Genomic DNA, 15,038 nt, shown 5'->3' with positions numbered 1-15,038 from the left:
GTGCCCGAGCAGACCGGTGGGACCGAGGCGACCGCCCGCGTGGCGGACGTCCTGCTGTTGTTCGTCGACGGCCCGTCGAGCCAGGGCGTCTCGCACATCGCGCGGGAGCTCGGCCTCTCCAAGGCGGTGGTGCACCGGATCCTGACCTCGCTCGCAGGGCGCGGGATGGTGGCCCTCGACCCGGTCACCCGCGAGTACCGGCTGGGTCCGGCGGCGGCCGCGATCGGCGCACGGGCCCTGCGCGAGTCCGACCTGCGCCAGGCCGCGCTGCCGCTCCTGCGCGAGCTGCGTGACGAGACGCGCGAGACCGCGACGCTCTCCACCCCGGTGCCGCACGGCCGCGTCTACCTCGACCAGGTCGTCGGGACCCACGAGATCAAGATGACCGTCGAGCTGGGCCGGCGGTTCCCGCTGCACGCCGGCAGCTCGGGCAAGTGCATGCTCGCGTTCCTCTCCGCGGAGGAACGCGACCAGGTCCTCGCCGAGCCGCTGGAGTCCCTGACGCCGGGCACGGTCGTCGACCCCGCCGTGCTGCGTCCCGAGCTCGACCGGATCGTCGCCGCCGGCTACGCCGCCTCGATGGGCGAGCGCCAGGCCGACGCCGGGTCCGTCGCGGCCCCGGTGTTCGGGGTCTCCGGGGAGGTGCTCGGCGCCATCTCGGTGTGCGGGCCCCGCTACCGCGTCACCGACGAGTTCGTCACCGCGATCGCCCCGCGCGTCGTCGCCGTGGCCGATCGCATCTCCCACCGTCTCGGCGCCGCCCCGCGGCGCCCGGAAAGGACCGCATGACAGCCCTCGCCGGACTCAAGGTCCTCGACGTCGCGACCCTGTTCGCCGGCCCGCTGGCCGCCACCCTGCTCGGCGACCACGGCGCGGACGTCATCAAGATCGAGCACCCCCGCGGCGACCCGAGCCGCACCCACGGCGCCTCCAAGGACGGCGTCGGCCTGTGGTGGAAGATGCTCGGCCGCAACAAGCGCTCGATCACGCTCGTGCTCTCCACGCCGGAGGGGCAGGAGGTGTTCCGCGAGCTCGCGGCGGACGCCGACGTGATCATCGAGAACTTCCGCCCCGGCACGTTGGAGCGGTGGGGTCTCGGGCCGGATGTCCTGCGCGAGCGCAACCCCGGCCTCGTCCTCGCCCGCGTCACGGGCTTCGGCCAGTTCGGGCCGTACGCCTCCAGACCGGGCTTCGGCACGCTCGCCGAGGCCATGAGCGGCTTCGCCGCGATCACCGGCGAGCCCGACGGCCCGCCGACCCTGCCCCCGTTCGGCCTCGCCGACGGCGTCACCGCGCTCACCACGGCCTTCGCGATCATGACGGCGTTGCGGGCCCGCGAGCAGACCGGACGCGGCCAGGACGTCGACATGGCGATCATCGAGCCGCTCCTCACGGTGCTCGGGCCGCAGGTCATCGCCTACGACCAGCTCGGCGAGCTCCAGCCCCGGCACGGCAACCGGTCGTCGAACAACGCGCCGCGCAACACCTACGAGTGCGCCGACGGCCGCTGGGTCGCGGTCTCGACGAGCGCGCAGTCGATCGCGGAGCGCGTCATGCGGCTGGTCGGCCGACCCGAGCTGATCGACGAGCCGTGGTTCGCGGCAGGGTGGTCGCGCGCGCAGCACGCCGACGAGCTCGACGAGGCCGTCGGTGCGTGGATCGCCGCCCGTGACCGCGACGAGGTGGTCGCGGCGTTCGAGAAGGCCGAGGCGGCGGTCGCGCCGATCTACACGGCGGCCGACGTGCTCGCCGACCCGCAGTACGACGCCCTGGGCAGCATCGTCACCGTCGACGACGACGAGCTCGGGCCGGTCCGCTTCCAGAACGTCCCGTTCCGCCTCTCCGAGACCCCGGGCGCGATCCGCACCGCCGGACCGGCGCTCGGCCGGCACACCGCGGAGGTCCTCGCCGAGCACGGCGTCGACGCCGACCGGCTCGCCGCGCTGCGCGCCGCGGGAGCGGTGTGAGCGGGTACGGGGTCGCCCGGAGCTGGCTCTACGTCCCCGGCCACCGGCCCGACCTCGTCGCGAAGGCCCTCGCCGGCGACGCCGAGGCCGTCGTCGTCGACCTCGAGGACGCCGTGCCGGTGGGGTCCAAGGTCCTGGCCCGGGAGGCGCTGGCCGGGCTGACGAGCACGAAACCGCTCTGGGTGCGGATGAACCGTCCCGACGACGAGGAGGGTCGCCTCGACCTCGAGGCGCTCGCCGGGCTGCCGCTCGACGGCGTCCGCGTGCCCAAGGCGACCGACCCCGCCGTCGTGACGGACGTGGCGCAGGCGCTCGGGCGTCCGCTGCACCTGCTGCTCGAGTCGGCGCTCGGCGTCGAGCGGGCGTTCGAGCTCGCGAGGGCGCACGACGACGTCGTCGGGCTCTCCCTCGGCGAGGCCGACCTGGCCGCCGACCTCCGCGTCCGCGACCGGACGGCGCTGGAGTGGGCGCGGCAGCGGGTCGTCGTCGCGAGCCGGGCGGGGGGTCTCGCGAGCCCGGTCGCACCGGTCTGGACCGACGTCGCCGACCTCACCGGCCTCGCCGCGGACTCCGCGTCCGCGCGGGAACGCGGCTTCCACGGCCGCTCGGTGATCCACCCCCGCCAGGTGCCGGTGGTGCACCGCGCCTTCACCCCCTCCGCCGACGAGCTCGCCCGCGCCCGGGCGCTGCTCGCCTCGCTGGAGGACTCGACCGAGACCGCCTTCCTCGACGCCGACGGCCGCTTCGTCGACCCGGCCGTCGTCGCCGGCGCGCGGGCGCTGCTCGCCCAGAACCAGGAGACGTGATGACCAGCGCGACCTCGACCCGTGCCCTGCTCGACGCGATCGCCGGCGGCGTGCGCACCGTCGAGCTCGGGCAGCCGCTGTTCACCGGCATGCCCTGCTCGCCGAACCATCCCGGCTTCCGGATGACGCTCATCCGCCGGCACGGCGACATGGTCCGTCCCGACGGCGGGTCCGCGTCCAACGAGATGATCGTGACCGGTGGGCACGTCGGCACCCACGTCGACGCGCTCTCCCACGTCAGCCACGAGGGCTGCCTCCACGGCGGGGTCGCAGCTCACGACGCGCAGGTCGGCGGCGTGCACCGCGAGCACGGCGCGGAGACGATCCCGCCGATGATCACGCGCGGGGTACTGCTCGACGTGGCCGCCGCCCGCGGTGTGGACTCCCTCGCGCCGGGCGAGGCCGTGACGGCGGAGGACCTGGCGGCGGCGGGCCCGGAACCGCGCCGCGGGGATGTCGCGCTGGTGCGCACCGGCTGGGCCCGCCACTTCGGCGACGCGCCCACCTACCTCGGGCAGGCCGACGGCGTGCCCGGGGTCGACGAGAGCGGCGCGCGCTGGCTCGCCGAGCGCGGCGTGGTCGCCGCCGGCGGGGACACCACCGCGTTCGAGTGCATCCCGCCGGGCGCGGGCCACCGGGTGCTGCCCGTGCACCGGATCCTGCTCGTCGAGCACGGCATCCACATCATCGAGCACCTGGCGCTGGAGGACGCCTCGGCCGAGGGCCTCACCGAGTTCCTCTTCGTCATGGCGCCGCTGCGGATCGTCGGCGGCACCGGTTCGCCCGTGCGCCCGGTGGCGGTGGTCGCGTGAGCACCTCCGTGCCGCGTGAGGGGAACCCTCGCGCCACAAGAGCGCTCGAATCCTCCCCTCACGACGACGGGCGCACCCCCGCCCAGCAGGTCGCCGACCTCGCCGCGCGCGTGGCCCGCGAGGGGCTGCCCGCCGAGCTGCGCGACGACCTCGCCGCGCGCACCGTCGACCTGCTCGGCAACTGCCTGGGCGCCCGCCGCGAGGAGCCGGGGCGGATCGTCTCGGCGGTGGTGGACGAGTGGGGCGGGACCGGGACGTCGACCTCCTTCGCGGACGGTTCGAGCCTGCCCGCGCCGTCGGCCGCGCTGGTCAACGGCACGCTGGCGCACTCCCTCGACTTCGACGACACCCACCTGCCGTCGGTGCTCCACCCGTCGGCCGCCGTGCTGCCGGCGGCGTTCGCGGTGGCCGAGGCGGTCGGTGCGAGCGGTCCCGCGTTCCTCGACGCCGCGGCGATCGGGGTGGAGCTGACCTGTCGGCTCGGGATGGCCGGGTACGACGAGGAGCTCGGCAACTCCGTCTTCTTCGAGTACGGCCAGCACGCGACGGCGATCTGCGGTGCGGTCGGCGCGGCGGTCGCGGCCGGGATGCTGCGGGGGCTCTCCGCGGAGCAGCTCACGTCGACCATCGGGATCGCCGCGTCGATGGGCGCCGGGGTCATCGAGGCCAACCGGACCGGGGGCACCGTCAAGCGCGTGCACTGCGGCTGGGCCGCCCACGCCGGGGTGGCCGCCGCGGACCTCGCGCGCCACGGGCTGACCGGGCCCCCGACCGTCCTGGAGGGCCGGTTCGGCTTCCTGCAGGCGTTCTGCGGCGACCGGGTGCGCATCGACGAGGTCACCGAGGGGCTCGGCGAGCGCTGGGAGACCCTGCGCGTCTTCTACAAGCCCTACCCCTGCAACCACTTCACCCACGCCGGGATCGACGCCGCGCTCGCGCTGCGCGACCGCGGGGTCCGTCCCGACGACGTCGAGCGCCTCGTCCTCGGTATCCCGGCGCCCGTGATGCGCACGATCGCGGAGCCGCCGGAGGAGAAGGCCCGGCCGCGCTCCGGCTACCACGGGGCGTTCTCCGGGCCCTACACCGTCGCGGCGGCCCTCACCGGCGACCGTGGCGGGCTCGGCGTCTCGCACGCCGACTTCACCGACGCCGCGGCCGCCGACCCGGCCCGTCTCGACCTCGCCTCCCGGGTGGAGTGCGTTCCCGACGACGAGGCGACCGCGGGCTTCCCCCGCGCCTTCCCCGCCGTCCTGACCGCCCATCTGCACTCCGGGGAGACGCTCACCGAGCGGGTGCGCGACAACCGCGGTGGCCCGTACCGGCCCTTGTCCCCTGCCGAGCACGGGACGAAGTTCGCCATGAACGGCGGGACCCGCGAACTCGCCGACCGGGTGTGGGATCTGCGCGGGGATCTGTCACCACGCGACCTCGCCGCCGAATTACGTTCCTATCAGCGGAACGATTGAGAAATCCGTGTCACGGGTTCTACCGGGAGCCTTGACCCGATCTCGCTGACGCGGCCATTCTTCACACCAACGCCACTCGGCTGCTGTTCCTTTCAGCGGAACGACATTCTCCGGACAGGTGAGGACCATGCCCACCCGCTTTCGCTGGGTCACGATCGGACTGATCGTCGCCCTCATCGTCATCAACTACATCGACCGCAGCGCGATCTCCTACGCGGTCACGCCCTTCAAGACCGAGTTCGGGATCACCGACACGCAGTACGGCGTGGTCTCGAGCGTCTTCTCCATCGGCTACGCGGTCTTCGCGTTCCTCTCCGGTCCGCTCGTGGACCGGTTCGGGCCGCGCAAGGTCCTGATCACGGCGGTCGGCCTGTTCTCGCTGACCACCGCGCTCGTCCCCCTCGCGGGCGGGTTCGTCGGGCTCCTGCTCATCCGCATCGTGCTCGGCGCCGCCGAGGCGCCGGCGTTCCCCGCGGCCACCCGGACGGCGGGACGCTGGCTGCCCGCCGCGGAGCGTGGCTTCGCCCTCGCCCTCATCGGCGGGGTCGCCGTGTCCGGCAGCCTCCTGATCGCCGGTCCGCTGCTCACGCAGCTCATCGGGGCCGTCGGCTGGCGCGGGATGTTCTGGGTGATCGGCGGCCTCGGGCTGCTCTGGATCGTCGTGGCCATCGGCCTGCTCCGCAGTGCGCCGGAGGACGCCCCGCAGGTCAACGACGCCGAGCGGGCCCTGATCCTCGCCGGGCGCGAGGCCGAGGTGAGCCACGAGGCCCCGACCGGGACCGACTGGGGCGCGATCCTGCGGAACCGGAACCTGTGGATCTGCGCGATCGGCTACTTCTCGTGGGGTTTCATGTTCTGGGGCTTCATGTACTGGCTGCCCCAGTTCCTCTCGACGTCCTACGGCCTGTCCATCAAGGCGGTCGGCGCCTTCTCCATCGCCCCGTGGGCGGCCGGCGTCGTGGGCGCCCTCGTCGGCGGGTTCCTCGTCGACCGGGTCTACCGCCGCACCCGCAGCGTGCGCAGCCGCTACACGATCATGGGCGTCGCCCTGCTGTGCTCCGGTGCCTCGCTGATCCCGGTGTTCCTCGACCCGACCCTGACCGTCGCCCTGATCTTCATCTCGTGCGGCGTCGGCTTCGGGTTCGTCACCGGCGGCATCTGGTGGGTCGCGTCGATCGACGCCGAGCCCAACCAGCCGGGGACCGCGGCCGGTTTCGCCGACGCCGCCTTCGCCATCTCCGGGGTCATCGCGCCGGTCGCGATGGGCGCCATCGTGCAGAGCACCGGCACGTTCACCAGCGGCTTCGTGACGATGTCCGTGCTCGCGCTGATCGGTGCGCTGCTCATGCTGTTCGCGACGAAGGAGCCGGAGCGCACGGCCGCCCCGCGGTCCGCGACCGAGTCGGTCTGAGTCCCCTACACCGGCGCCCCGATGACCCCGAGCAGCTGGAGCTTCTCGTGGCTCTCGCTGCCCGGGACGGCGGTGTAGACGAGCAGGCGGTGCGACTGCTCCGGGTCGAGCAGGTGCTGGCAGTTCAGCTCCAGCAGCCCGACCTCGGGGTGCATGAACCGCTTGGGCTCCTGCGGCCGCACCCCGACCTCGTGCTGGTCCCACAACCGGCGGAACTCGGGGCTGCGGCCCAGCAGGTCGTCGGCCATCCGTCCCGCCGCCGACTCCCGACCCCGCTGCCCCACGATCTGCCGGAGGCCCGAGGTGAACATCCGGGAGAGGTGGTCGTGGTCCTCCTCCGGGTAGCGCGCGCGGGCCGACGGGTCGGTGAACCAGCGCCAGCCGATGCTGCGGGCGTTGCCCCGGAACCGGGTGAGGTCGCCGGTCAGGGCGACGCCGAGGGGGGTCTGACGGAGGGTCTCCCCGAGCTCGGTGGTGATCTCCGCGGGCGTGTCGACGAGGCGGTCGAGCACCCGCAGGAGCCCCGGGCCGATGTGGTCCCCCGAGCCCCCACGCGTCGGGGGGACGTGGCCGACCAGCCGGAACAGGTGGTCGCGCTCGTCGAGCGAGAGGTGCAGACCCTGCGCGATCGAGGCGACCATCTGCTCCGACGGCTGCGGGCCCCGCTCCCGCTCGAGCCGCGAGTAGTAGTCGGTGGACATGTGACAGAGCGCCGCGACCTCCTCGCGACGCAACCCGTTCGTCCGGCGGCGCGCACCGCGTGCGAGCCCGACGTCCTCCGGCTGCAACGACTCCCGCCGGCGTCGCAGGAACTCCGCCAGCCCTGTCCGATCGATCACGGTTCCTGCCTACCGGTCCCCTCCGCCGTCAGCCACGGCCTGCCGATCCCAGGGTGCGCTGCGCGCACGTGAGCAGAAAGTGGGGCTATAGGCCCTCGAAGTGCTCACCTGCGCGCAGCGCACATCACCACGGTCGGCCCGATCGGCGGCTCGGCCGGTAGCCGGAGGTCGGCCACGACCGCCAGGTTCGCCGCCTCGAGCAGGCTCGCCAGCTGCTCCGGCCGCCACTGGTGCGTCGTCCACCGCACCGGAACGCCGCCATAGGCCTCCGTCCGCTCCAGATCGTCATCGCCCACGTGGGTCGCGACGAGCAGTCGCCCGCCCGGCACCAGCGCCCGGGCGAACGACGCGAGGACCTCCGGCAGCACGTCCCGCGGCAGGTTGAACAGCGACCACCAGCCGAGCAGCCCGCCGTAGGTCGCGTCGGCGAGGTCCAGGTCCGTCGCCGACGCCACCTGGAAGGAGCACGTCGGGAACAGCCGCCGGGCGTGCTCGACCATCCGCGGCGACAGGTCCACGCCGGTCACGTCGAGGCCCCGTTCCGCGAGGTACGCCGTCACCAGCCCGGGCCCGCACCCGACGTCCAGCACGGGCCCGAGTCCCGCCACCGACGCCGCGAACGCGTCCACCGACGCCTGCAGCCAGGGGTGCGTGCGGATGTCGCCCAACCCCGTCGTCTCCACCATCTCGACGTAGGCGTCCGCGACCCGGTCGTAGGACTCCCGGACGGTGTCGAGATCCTCGGGCCGGCGCACGGCCGTCAGTGTGCGCTCCGCGCACGTGAGCACAAACGGTCGTCATCGCGACCCTTTGTGCTCACATGCGCAGCACCTCATCCACCTCCCGCACCAGCTCGCCGACCCGTCCCCCACTGGCCGGTGCAGCCGGATACCGCTGCAGCACCATCCTGACGACGGGTCCGGCCAGCTCCGCCGTCGCCGCCACCGGGGCGAGGCCACCGGCCAGTTCCCGGGCCCGCAGCGCGTGGGCGGCGGCGCCCACGACGTGCCGGACCTGGGCGGCGTCCGCCACCGGGTGCAGGTACCCCGCCCCGCCGGCCGCCAGTGCGGCCCGCGCGGCCTGCTCCGCCACGAGCTCGCCGGCGTCGCGGGCCGCGATCGCCGACCGCTGCGCACCCCACGCCCCGTCGCGCATCGCCTTCGTCCGGGGCCCGCCCTCGACGAAGGCCGCCGCAGCCGCGAGCGCGAGCCGCGGCCGCTCGTCGTCGGGAAAGCTCGCCTCGAACAGCGGGAGGACCGGGCGGGCGCACGCGACCGCGAAGGCCGCCACCGCGCGCAGCTCGTCGAGGGTCAGCTCCACGCGCCGACCGTAGGGGCGGATCGCCGATCCCCTGATGAGCGGGCCGTGGTGGCCCCCGGTGGGCGACGGCAGTCTCGGTGCCAGCCCACCGATCAAGGAGTCGCCATGCGGGAGATCACCGTCCCCGACCTCACCGGCCGCCTCGCCGTCGTCACCGGCGGCAGCGACGGTGTCGGCCTCCACCTGGCGACCCGGCTCGCGGTCGCCGGCGCCGAGGTCCTGCTGCCCGTCCGCAACCCGCGCAAGGGCGAGGCGGCGCTCGCCGCGATCCGCAGCCAGGCGCCGGCGGCCCGAGTCGCGTTGCGCGACCTCGACCTGTCCTCGCTCGCCTCGGTCCGCGCGCTCGGCGACACCCTGCGACGCGAGGGCCGCCCGATCCACCTGCTGATCAACAATGCGGGCGTGATGACCCCGCCCGACCGCCAGGTCACGGCCGACGGGTTCGAGCTGCAGTTCGGCACCAACCACCTCGGGCACGTCGCGCTCGTCGCGGGGTTGATGCCGCTGCTGCAGGCCGGGAACGCCCGCGTCGTGCACCAGATCAGCGTGGCGGCGGCCCGCGGGCCGATCCACTGGGAAGACCTGCAGTGGGAGCGCTCCTACGACGGCATGGCCGCCTACCGCCAGTCGAAGGTCGCGTTCGGGCTCTACGGCCTCGAGCTGGAGCGGCGCAGCCGGGCGAACGGCTGGGGTATCACCAGCGTGCTGTCCCACCCCGGTGTCGCGCCGACCAACCTGCTCAACGCGCGCAGTGAGCTGGGCCGGGCGCGCCCGGCACGCGGTCGGGCCGTGATCGGCCTCCTGTCCCGGATCGGTCTCACCGGGACCCCGGAGAGCGCCGCCCTGCCCGCGCTGCTCGCCGCAACCTCCCCCGACGCCCGCGGCGGTCACCTCTACGGACCGTCCGGCCCCGGACACGTCGGCGGCGGGCCCGCCGAGCAGGCGCTCTACAAGCCGCTGCGCGACGACGCCGAGGCCGCGCGCGTCTGGCAGGTCTCGGAGGAGCTGGTCGGGCGGCTCACCCCGTCCTGACGCCGAGGCGCTCCAGCGCCGCGGTCGGCCCCTCCCACACGTGGGCCTCCCAGCCGTGCTCGCGGGCGGCCTCGACGTTGCGGGGGCGGTCGTCGAAGAAGACGCACTCGGACGGTGTCGTGCCGTAGGCCTCGTCGGCCGCGGCGTAGATCGCGGGGTCCGGCTTCACCAGGCCGACCTCCGCGGAGAACACCAACGTCTCGAACCCCCGCGACCACCCGGCGTCCCGCACGGTGCGCGCCAGGTGCGCCGGGGCGTTCGAGAGCACCGCGGTGCGGTGCCCGGCGAGCGCGGCGAGGAACTCGGCGGAGCCCGGCGTGAGGTCAGCCCACTTGCGCGCGTCGATCACGGTCAGCTCGGCGGCGTCCTCGGGGGTCACGGACACGCCGAGCTCGTCCCCCACGGCGGTCCAGTACTCCAGGTCGGGCCCGCCGAGGTCGAACGTCTGCCGGGGCGGCCCGTAGTAGACCTCCTCGAGCGCCGGCCGGGGCACGCCGAGCCGCTCCGCGACGGCGGTCATCACCTGGTCCGACGCGACGAGGACGCCGCCGAGGTCGAGAACGATCACGCCGCCGACGGTAACCGGGTCCCGGTCGCCCGGCCGGTCAGACCGACGCCAGGAGCTCCGCCAGGTCGGCCGCGCCCGGGACGGACCGGGTGTGCACGTGCACGGTCCGGCCCAACGGCGGGTCGAGCGGCAGCACCACGACCCCCGACGGCAACGGGTCGGGCAACGCGAGCGCCGGGAGCACACCGACCGTGATCCCGGCCGCCGCCATCGCCAGCACCGTCCCGACGTCACGCACCACGTGCGCCGGCACCCACGACTCCCCGTGCGCCAGGTAGCCGTCCTCGAGCTGCGGCCCGCAGGTGCCGCCGGGGTCGGCCACACGGGCCTCGACCAGCGCCCGGAGCCCGACCGGGCCGTGCCCCACCAGCGGGTGCCGCGCCGGGAGCACGGCGAGGAACGCGTCCTCCCGCACGAGGTGCGTGTCGGCCGCGCCGAAGTGCTCCGGACCCCACGTGGACACGGCCAGGTCGACCGTCCCCGACGCGAACCACGCGGCCAGCTCGTCGTCGTCGCCCTGCACCACCCACACCCGGCCCGGCACCCGTCGGACCACCGCCGGCACCAGCCGCACCGTCGCCGAGTGCACCGCGCCGACGCGCAGGTCCGCCCGCGCCCCGCGCTGCGCGAGCCCCGCCACGGCCTCCAGGTGCCCCCGCACCGCGCGGGCGTGCTCGGCGACCTCCCGGCCGGTGGCGGTGAGCGTCACCACCGGCCCGCGGTGCGCGACCGGCACCCCGAGCCGGCGCTCGAGGGTCGCCACCGACCGGCTCACGGCCGACTGCGTCCGCCCCAGGGCCGCCGCCGCGCGGGTGAAGCTGCCGTGCTCGGCGAGGGCGAGCACGGCGTCGAGCTGGGCGAGCGCGACGTCCATGAGTGCGCATCATGCCGGGTAGGAGACGAAGTCGTTGGTGCTGGCCGAGGCGGGCGGTCCGGGCTGGACCCCGTGGGCACTGGTGATCGTGGCGTCGAGCGTGCTGTGGGCGACCGGGACGCTCGTCGCCGCCCGCAGCGTCGTCCTCCCGGCGGCGGGTGCCGCGACGGCGGTGCAGCTCGTCGTCGGCGGCGCCCTGGTGCTGACCGTCGGTCTGGTGCTCGACCCGGCCACGCCCATCGTCGGGAACGCCTCCTCGTGGGCGGCCGTGGCCGTGCTCCTGGTCGTCGACTCGCTCGCCGGATTCGCGCTGTTCACGTGGCTGCTGCGCCACGCGTCGGTGTCGCTGGTCGGCACCTACGCGTACGCGGTGCCCGTCGTCGCCTACCTGACCGGTGTGCTCGTGCTCGGCGAGGAGTTCCGACCGGTCGTGCTGGTGGGCGCCGCACTGGTGCTGGGCGCCGTCGCCCTACAGGTGCGTCAGCACTCCCTCGCACGACCGCACGACGGCGCGGGCCACCTCGGCGGCCGCGCGTGAGGTCAACGGCGACTCCGCCCGGGTGCGCCAGCGGTCCAGCGCCTCGAGCGCCGCCCCGCGGGGGTCGTCGGCGCCGCCGAGACGTTCGGCCGGGTCAGGACCGTCGCCGCCGAGGAGCCGTTCGGCCTCCGGTTGCGTGTCGGGCGGCATCGTCACCTGCCCCTGGCGCAGCGCGGCGAGCAGGCGCTGCTCGGTGAACTCGTGGGCGCCGGTGAGCACGCGCTCCAGCTCGGCCGCGAGCGGCCCGGTGTCCGGTCGGGGCGCCCGCGCGAGCACCATCTCGACCGCCAGCAGCGCCGACCGTGCCTTGTGCACGTCGCGCCGCCCGACCACCCGCGACGCGAGCACCTCGCGCAGCTCCTCGAGCCCTGAGCGGCGCACCAGCTCCTCGGCCAGCGACGCCGAGTCGACCACGCCGCGGCCGGTGCGGGCGCCACGACGGAGCACGGTCGTCGCGGTGCGGATGCCGTAGACGCCGAAGCGGTCCATCAACGACCGCCGGGTCGGCGCGTCGAGCCGCACCCCCTCCGGGTCGGACGCGAGGGCCTCCGCGACGACGGCGGGGGGCTCGGCCGCGCAGAACCGGTCGACCGAGAGCAGCAGGGCGTCGACCTCCGCCCGCGGGGCCCGGGCCAGCGCCCGCAGGGCGGTGAACTCGGCCTGACGCAGGGTCCGCGCGGTCTCGGCGAGCAGCCCGTCGACGGCGACGACCGTCTGGCACAGCGGCCGCAGCGCCGGGTCGGAGCGGTACGCGTCGGCGACCTGACCCGCCGTCGTGATGGCGTCCAGTCCCCCGCCGCCGATCTCGTCGGCGCGGGAGAGGACCACGACCGTCCCGGAGGCGCCCACCGCGCCCAACCCACCCGCGCCGCCCCGGGCGAGGTCGGCGAACGCCTCGAGGAACCCGACGTCGTTGCGGTGCGCGTGGCGCATCAGGTAGACGACCGCATCGGCGCCGGAGGGCCGGTCGTCGGGCGTGACGAAGGCGAGCGTGCGCCGGGAGTTGGTCTCGCGGATCGAGTCGAGGCCGGGGGTGTCGACCAGCGTCGTCTCCGCGAGCCCCCGCGACGGCCAGTCGACGAGCAGCCGCCCGACCCGCGCCGGGTCGACCCCGCGCAGGTCGATCCGCAGGCCCTCCCGGTCCTGGGCGAACGGCACCGGTCCGCGGCGCCCGTCGAGGTCCTCGCGCAGCACCGTCGGCGACGGGGCGTCGCGATACCAGGTGACCAGCCGCGTGCACTCGCCCGCGTCGGTGGCCGCCACACGCTCGCCCACCAACGCGTTGAGCAGCGTCGACTTCCCCGCCTTCAGCGTCCCGGCGAGCGCGACCCGCAGGGGCTCGTCGAGCCGGGCCCGCGCGTCCTGCAGCACCGCCCGCGCCCACCCGTTGGCCGCGTCGGGCGCCCCGGTCCCGTAGAGCCGCTGGGCATTCCCGACGACGGATCGGGCCTGGTCGGTGAGTCGGGTGCGGGTGTCGGCGGCGCCGGTCACGCGCCGACCAGCCGGGCGGCCCCGACGCTCTCCCGGATCCGACGGGCCCGCTTCTCCAGCGCCTCGAGGCGTTCGAGCTCCGCCGCGACGTCGGCGAGCCGTGCCTGGCGCTTCGCCCCGTCGGCCTCCACGGCCTTGGCCGCCTGCGACGTGGCGTTGAGGGAGCGCTCGAGCTCCTCCGCCGTCGTCGTGAAGTGGTCGCGCAGCGTGCGCTGGACCTCGCGGAGCATGTCGCGGGAGTTCTTGCCCGCCTGGAAGATGACGTCGTCGACGTGGCGGCGCACCGCCTGCTTGGCCTCGGCCTGCCGGCGACGCAGCGCCCGCTTGCGCTCGTCGACGAGGGTCTTCGAGCCGAGCAGCAGGCCGGCGCCGACCGAGAACGGGTTGAGCAGGGCCATGCCGGCGATCGTGGTCATCATGCCGATCATGAGCACGCCGCCGTAGGACCCGCGCATCCCGATCATCAGCGACTGCGACAGCCCGAACTTCTCGTGGTCCGGCGCGGCCAGCAGCCCGACCGGGTCGGCCGCCATCACCTGGCCCTCGGGTGACGCCATCGGGGGCAGCACCCCGGCGCCGTCCTCGGCGAAGTGGGTGGCGACCCGCTCCGCCAGCCAGCGGGTCCGCTCCTCCGCCCAGACGACGTTCGTCGAGACCGCGGCCGACACCTGCTGGTGCAGCCACGGGGCGAACTGCTCCCACGTCTTCGCGGGGTCGGTGTCGTCGAGGGCCGCCTCGGCGTCGGTGGTGACGGTGCGCAGGCGGTCGCGGAGGTCGTACTCGATGTCGGAGACCAGGTCCTGGGTGCCGTCGTTGAGGGTCTGCTGCCAACGGGCGGCACGGTCGCGCAGGGCGACGACCCGGGCCTTCGACCGCTCCAGCTCGTCGCTGATCCGCTGCGCCCGGCCCGGGTCGGCCAGGGCGTCGCGCTCGGCGCGGAACCGGGCGGCGAGCTGCTCGCAGACCACGAGGACCTCGTCGGTCGCCATCCGCGTCCGCCGGGCGTGCCGGCCTCCGACGACCTCGGAGCGCAGCAGGTCGCGCAGCTCCGGCAGGCCCGACTCGGCGAGCAGGGACGCCTCGTCGTGCTCGGCCGCGTGCAGCGCCAGCGCCGCCGAGGTCGGCAGCACCGGGACCCGGCGCAGGGACTCGTGGGCGTGGTCGAGGTGCCCACGGTCGAGGTCGGCGATGCGGCGCCAGTGCGGGTGCAGGTCGGTGCGGGTGAGCACGACCGCGACCGTGTGGCAGACCGCCGCGGCGGTGCGGACCAGGGCGAGCTCGGGCGCGGTCAGTTCCCGCCCGGCGTCACAGACCAGCAGCATGGCATCGGCGCCGGGCAGCTCGGCCATGGTCGACACCGACGCCGGCGAGGCGAGCCCACCCGCCCCGGGGGTGTCGACCAGGCGCATGCCCTCGAGCACGTCGACCGGCAGGGTGGCCTCGGCGTGGGACCAGCCGGCGCGGTTGTCGGGGTTGCCCGCCTCGGTGACGTGCTCGGCGAGCTGGCCGGGCCCGATCTGCTGCTGTTCCTGCCCGCCCTCGACCGCGCGGACCAGGGTGACCGCCCGCTGCGCGCCGTGGACGCAGACCGTCGGCACGGTGGTGGCGCGGTGGGCGTCGGTCGGCAGTGCGCGGCCGCCGAGGACCGCGTTGACCAGCTCGGTCTTGCCCGCCTTGAACTCGCCCATGACGAGCACCCGGGCGCGGTCGTCCGCGACCGTCGCCGACACGATCGACAGCCGCTTCTCCAGGTCGGGGCGGCCGTAGGCCGTCGCCGCCTGACGGGCGACCTTGACCAGGTCGACCAGGTCCTTGCTGTTCAAGACCCCTCCCCACGCGCACGAAGGCCGGGACACGGAGTTCCGTGTCCCGGCCTCGTTGTCACCTCGGGGACGTTACGCGGCCCGCTCCGAC

The 15,038-nt window shown here is 74.9% G+C and carries 15 protein-coding genes; 8 read left to right on the top strand and 7 right to left on the bottom strand.

All coding sequences use genetic code 11. The features are described 5' to 3' along the window. The 6 genes from BJ983_RS01740 (at position 1) to BJ983_RS01715 (ending at position 6,462) form a co-directional block, all read left to right on the top strand. On the top strand, positions 1-789 hold the full coding sequence (locus BJ983_RS01740; protein WP_343053617.1) for an IclR family transcriptional regulator: 789 nt from the start codon (positions 1-3) through the stop codon (positions 787-789). Beyond that, positions 786-1,967 (top strand): CaiB/BaiF CoA transferase family protein, encoded by a 1,182-nt coding sequence (locus BJ983_RS01735; protein WP_179792214.1) that lies wholly within the window; start codon positions 786-788, stop codon positions 1,965-1,967. The genes BJ983_RS01740 and BJ983_RS01735 overlap by 4 nt, the downstream gene beginning before the upstream one ends. Next, entirely contained in the window at positions 1,964-2,773 is an 810-nt protein-coding gene (locus BJ983_RS01730; protein ID WP_179792213.1) for an aldolase/citrate lyase family protein, read from the top strand. Before BJ983_RS01735 ends, BJ983_RS01730 begins: the two co-directional genes overlap by 4 nt. Then, positions 2,773-3,585 carry a cyclase family protein gene (locus tag BJ983_RS01725; RefSeq protein WP_179792212.1) on the top strand — a complete coding sequence of 271 codons (813 nt, stop codon included), beginning with the start codon at positions 2,773-2,775 and terminating at the stop codon, positions 3,583-3,585. Before BJ983_RS01730 ends, BJ983_RS01725 begins: the two co-directional genes overlap by 1 nt. Continuing rightward, positions 3,582-5,051, top strand: a complete 1,470-nt coding sequence (locus tag BJ983_RS32020; protein WP_343053616.1) for an MmgE/PrpD family protein — start codon at positions 3,582-3,584, stop codon at positions 5,049-5,051. Before BJ983_RS01725 ends, BJ983_RS32020 begins: the two co-directional genes overlap by 4 nt. A 127-nt stretch (positions 5,052-5,178) precedes the next feature. Further along, a complete protein-coding gene (locus BJ983_RS01715) occupies positions 5,179-6,462 on the top strand; it encodes an MFS transporter (protein WP_218890053.1) in 1,284 nt (427 codons plus the stop codon). A gap of 5 nt (positions 6,463-6,467) precedes the next feature. On the opposite strand, the gene BJ983_RS01710 is transcribed toward BJ983_RS01715, so the two are convergent. From BJ983_RS01710 to BJ983_RS01700, 3 genes are all read right to left on the bottom strand, one after another. After that, complete coding sequence (locus BJ983_RS01710; protein ID WP_179792210.1) at positions 6,468-7,301, bottom strand: MmyB family transcriptional regulator; 834 nt, start codon at positions 7,299-7,301, stop codon at positions 6,468-6,470. Positions 7,302-7,405: 104 nt separating this feature from the next. Beyond that, positions 7,406-8,056 carry a methyltransferase domain-containing protein gene (locus BJ983_RS01705; protein ID WP_179792209.1) on the bottom strand — a complete coding sequence of 217 codons (651 nt, stop codon included), beginning with the start codon at positions 8,054-8,056 and terminating at the stop codon, positions 7,406-7,408. Between the two features lie 61 nt (positions 8,057-8,117). Continuing rightward, positions 8,118-8,621 carry a putative immunity protein gene (locus BJ983_RS01700; protein WP_343053614.1) on the bottom strand — a complete coding sequence of 168 codons (504 nt, stop codon included), beginning with the start codon at positions 8,619-8,621 and terminating at the stop codon, positions 8,118-8,120. A 105-nt stretch (positions 8,622-8,726) separates the two neighbouring features. Here BJ983_RS01700 and BJ983_RS01695 point away from each other — a divergent pair, with 105 nt between their 5' ends. Beyond that, positions 8,727-9,653: an SDR family oxidoreductase gene (locus tag BJ983_RS01695; RefSeq protein WP_179792208.1), complete on the top strand. Its 927-nt coding sequence runs from the start codon at positions 8,727-8,729 to the stop codon at positions 9,651-9,653. Here BJ983_RS01695 and BJ983_RS01690 read toward each other — a convergent pair. Both BJ983_RS01690 and BJ983_RS01685 read right to left on the bottom strand, forming a co-directional pair. Continuing rightward, positions 9,640-10,221 (bottom strand): HAD-IA family hydrolase, encoded by a 582-nt coding sequence (locus tag BJ983_RS01690; RefSeq protein ID WP_179792207.1) that lies wholly within the window; start codon positions 10,219-10,221, stop codon positions 9,640-9,642. The genes BJ983_RS01695 and BJ983_RS01690 overlap by 14 nt on opposite strands. Positions 10,222-10,258: 37 nt before the next feature. Next, on the bottom strand, positions 10,259-11,095 hold the full coding sequence (locus tag BJ983_RS01685; protein WP_179792206.1) for a LysR family transcriptional regulator: 837 nt from the start codon (positions 11,093-11,095) through the stop codon (positions 10,259-10,261). Between the two features lie 37 nt (positions 11,096-11,132). Here BJ983_RS01685 and BJ983_RS01680 point away from each other — a divergent pair, with 37 nt between their 5' ends. After that, positions 11,133-11,633 carry an EamA family transporter gene (locus BJ983_RS01680; protein ID WP_343053613.1) on the top strand — a complete coding sequence of 167 codons (501 nt, stop codon included), beginning with the start codon at positions 11,133-11,135 and terminating at the stop codon, positions 11,631-11,633. Here BJ983_RS01680 and BJ983_RS01675 read toward each other — a convergent pair. Then, the gene (locus BJ983_RS01675) at positions 11,565-13,124 is read right to left on the bottom strand and encodes a dynamin family protein (RefSeq protein ID WP_179792205.1); all 1,560 of its coding nucleotides are present in this window, start codon (positions 13,122-13,124) and stop codon (positions 11,565-11,567) included. The genes BJ983_RS01680 and BJ983_RS01675 overlap by 69 nt on opposite strands. Further along, positions 13,121-14,947: a dynamin family protein gene (locus BJ983_RS01670; protein WP_179792204.1), complete on the bottom strand. Its 1,827-nt coding sequence runs from the start codon at positions 14,945-14,947 to the stop codon at positions 13,121-13,123. Before BJ983_RS01670 ends, BJ983_RS01675 begins: the two co-directional genes overlap by 4 nt. Positions 14,948-15,038 lie beyond the last annotated feature (91 nt).

It is taken from the genome of Actinomycetospora corticicola (assembly GCF_013409505.1).
Lineage (GTDB): Bacteria > Actinomycetota > Actinomycetes > Mycobacteriales > Pseudonocardiaceae > Actinomycetospora > Actinomycetospora corticicola.
Note: the sequence above shows the minus strand (reverse complement) of the source record. Positions and strands in the feature narration are given on the sequence as shown.

What these genes read in the sequence shown, in the direction of transcription:
- BJ983_RS01735 (WP_179792214.1), top strand. Translation starts at nt 786, where the DNA reads ATGACAGCCCTCGCCGGACTCAAGGTCCTCGACGTCGCGACCCTGTTC.
- BJ983_RS01725 (WP_179792212.1), top strand. Translation starts at nt 2,773, where the DNA reads ATGACCAGCGCGACCTCGACCCGTGCCCTGCTCGACGCGATCGCCGGC.
- BJ983_RS01715 (WP_218890053.1), top strand. Translation starts at nt 5,179, where the DNA reads ATGCCCACCCGCTTTCGCTGGGTCACGATCGGACTGATCGTCGCCCTC.
- BJ983_RS01695 (WP_179792208.1), top strand. Translation starts at nt 8,727, where the DNA reads ATGCGGGAGATCACCGTCCCCGACCTCACCGGCCGCCTCGCCGTCGTC.
- BJ983_RS01685 (WP_179792206.1), bottom strand. Translation starts at nt 11,095, where the DNA reads ATGGACGTCGCGCTCGCCCAGCTCGACGCCGTGCTCGCCCTCGCCGAG.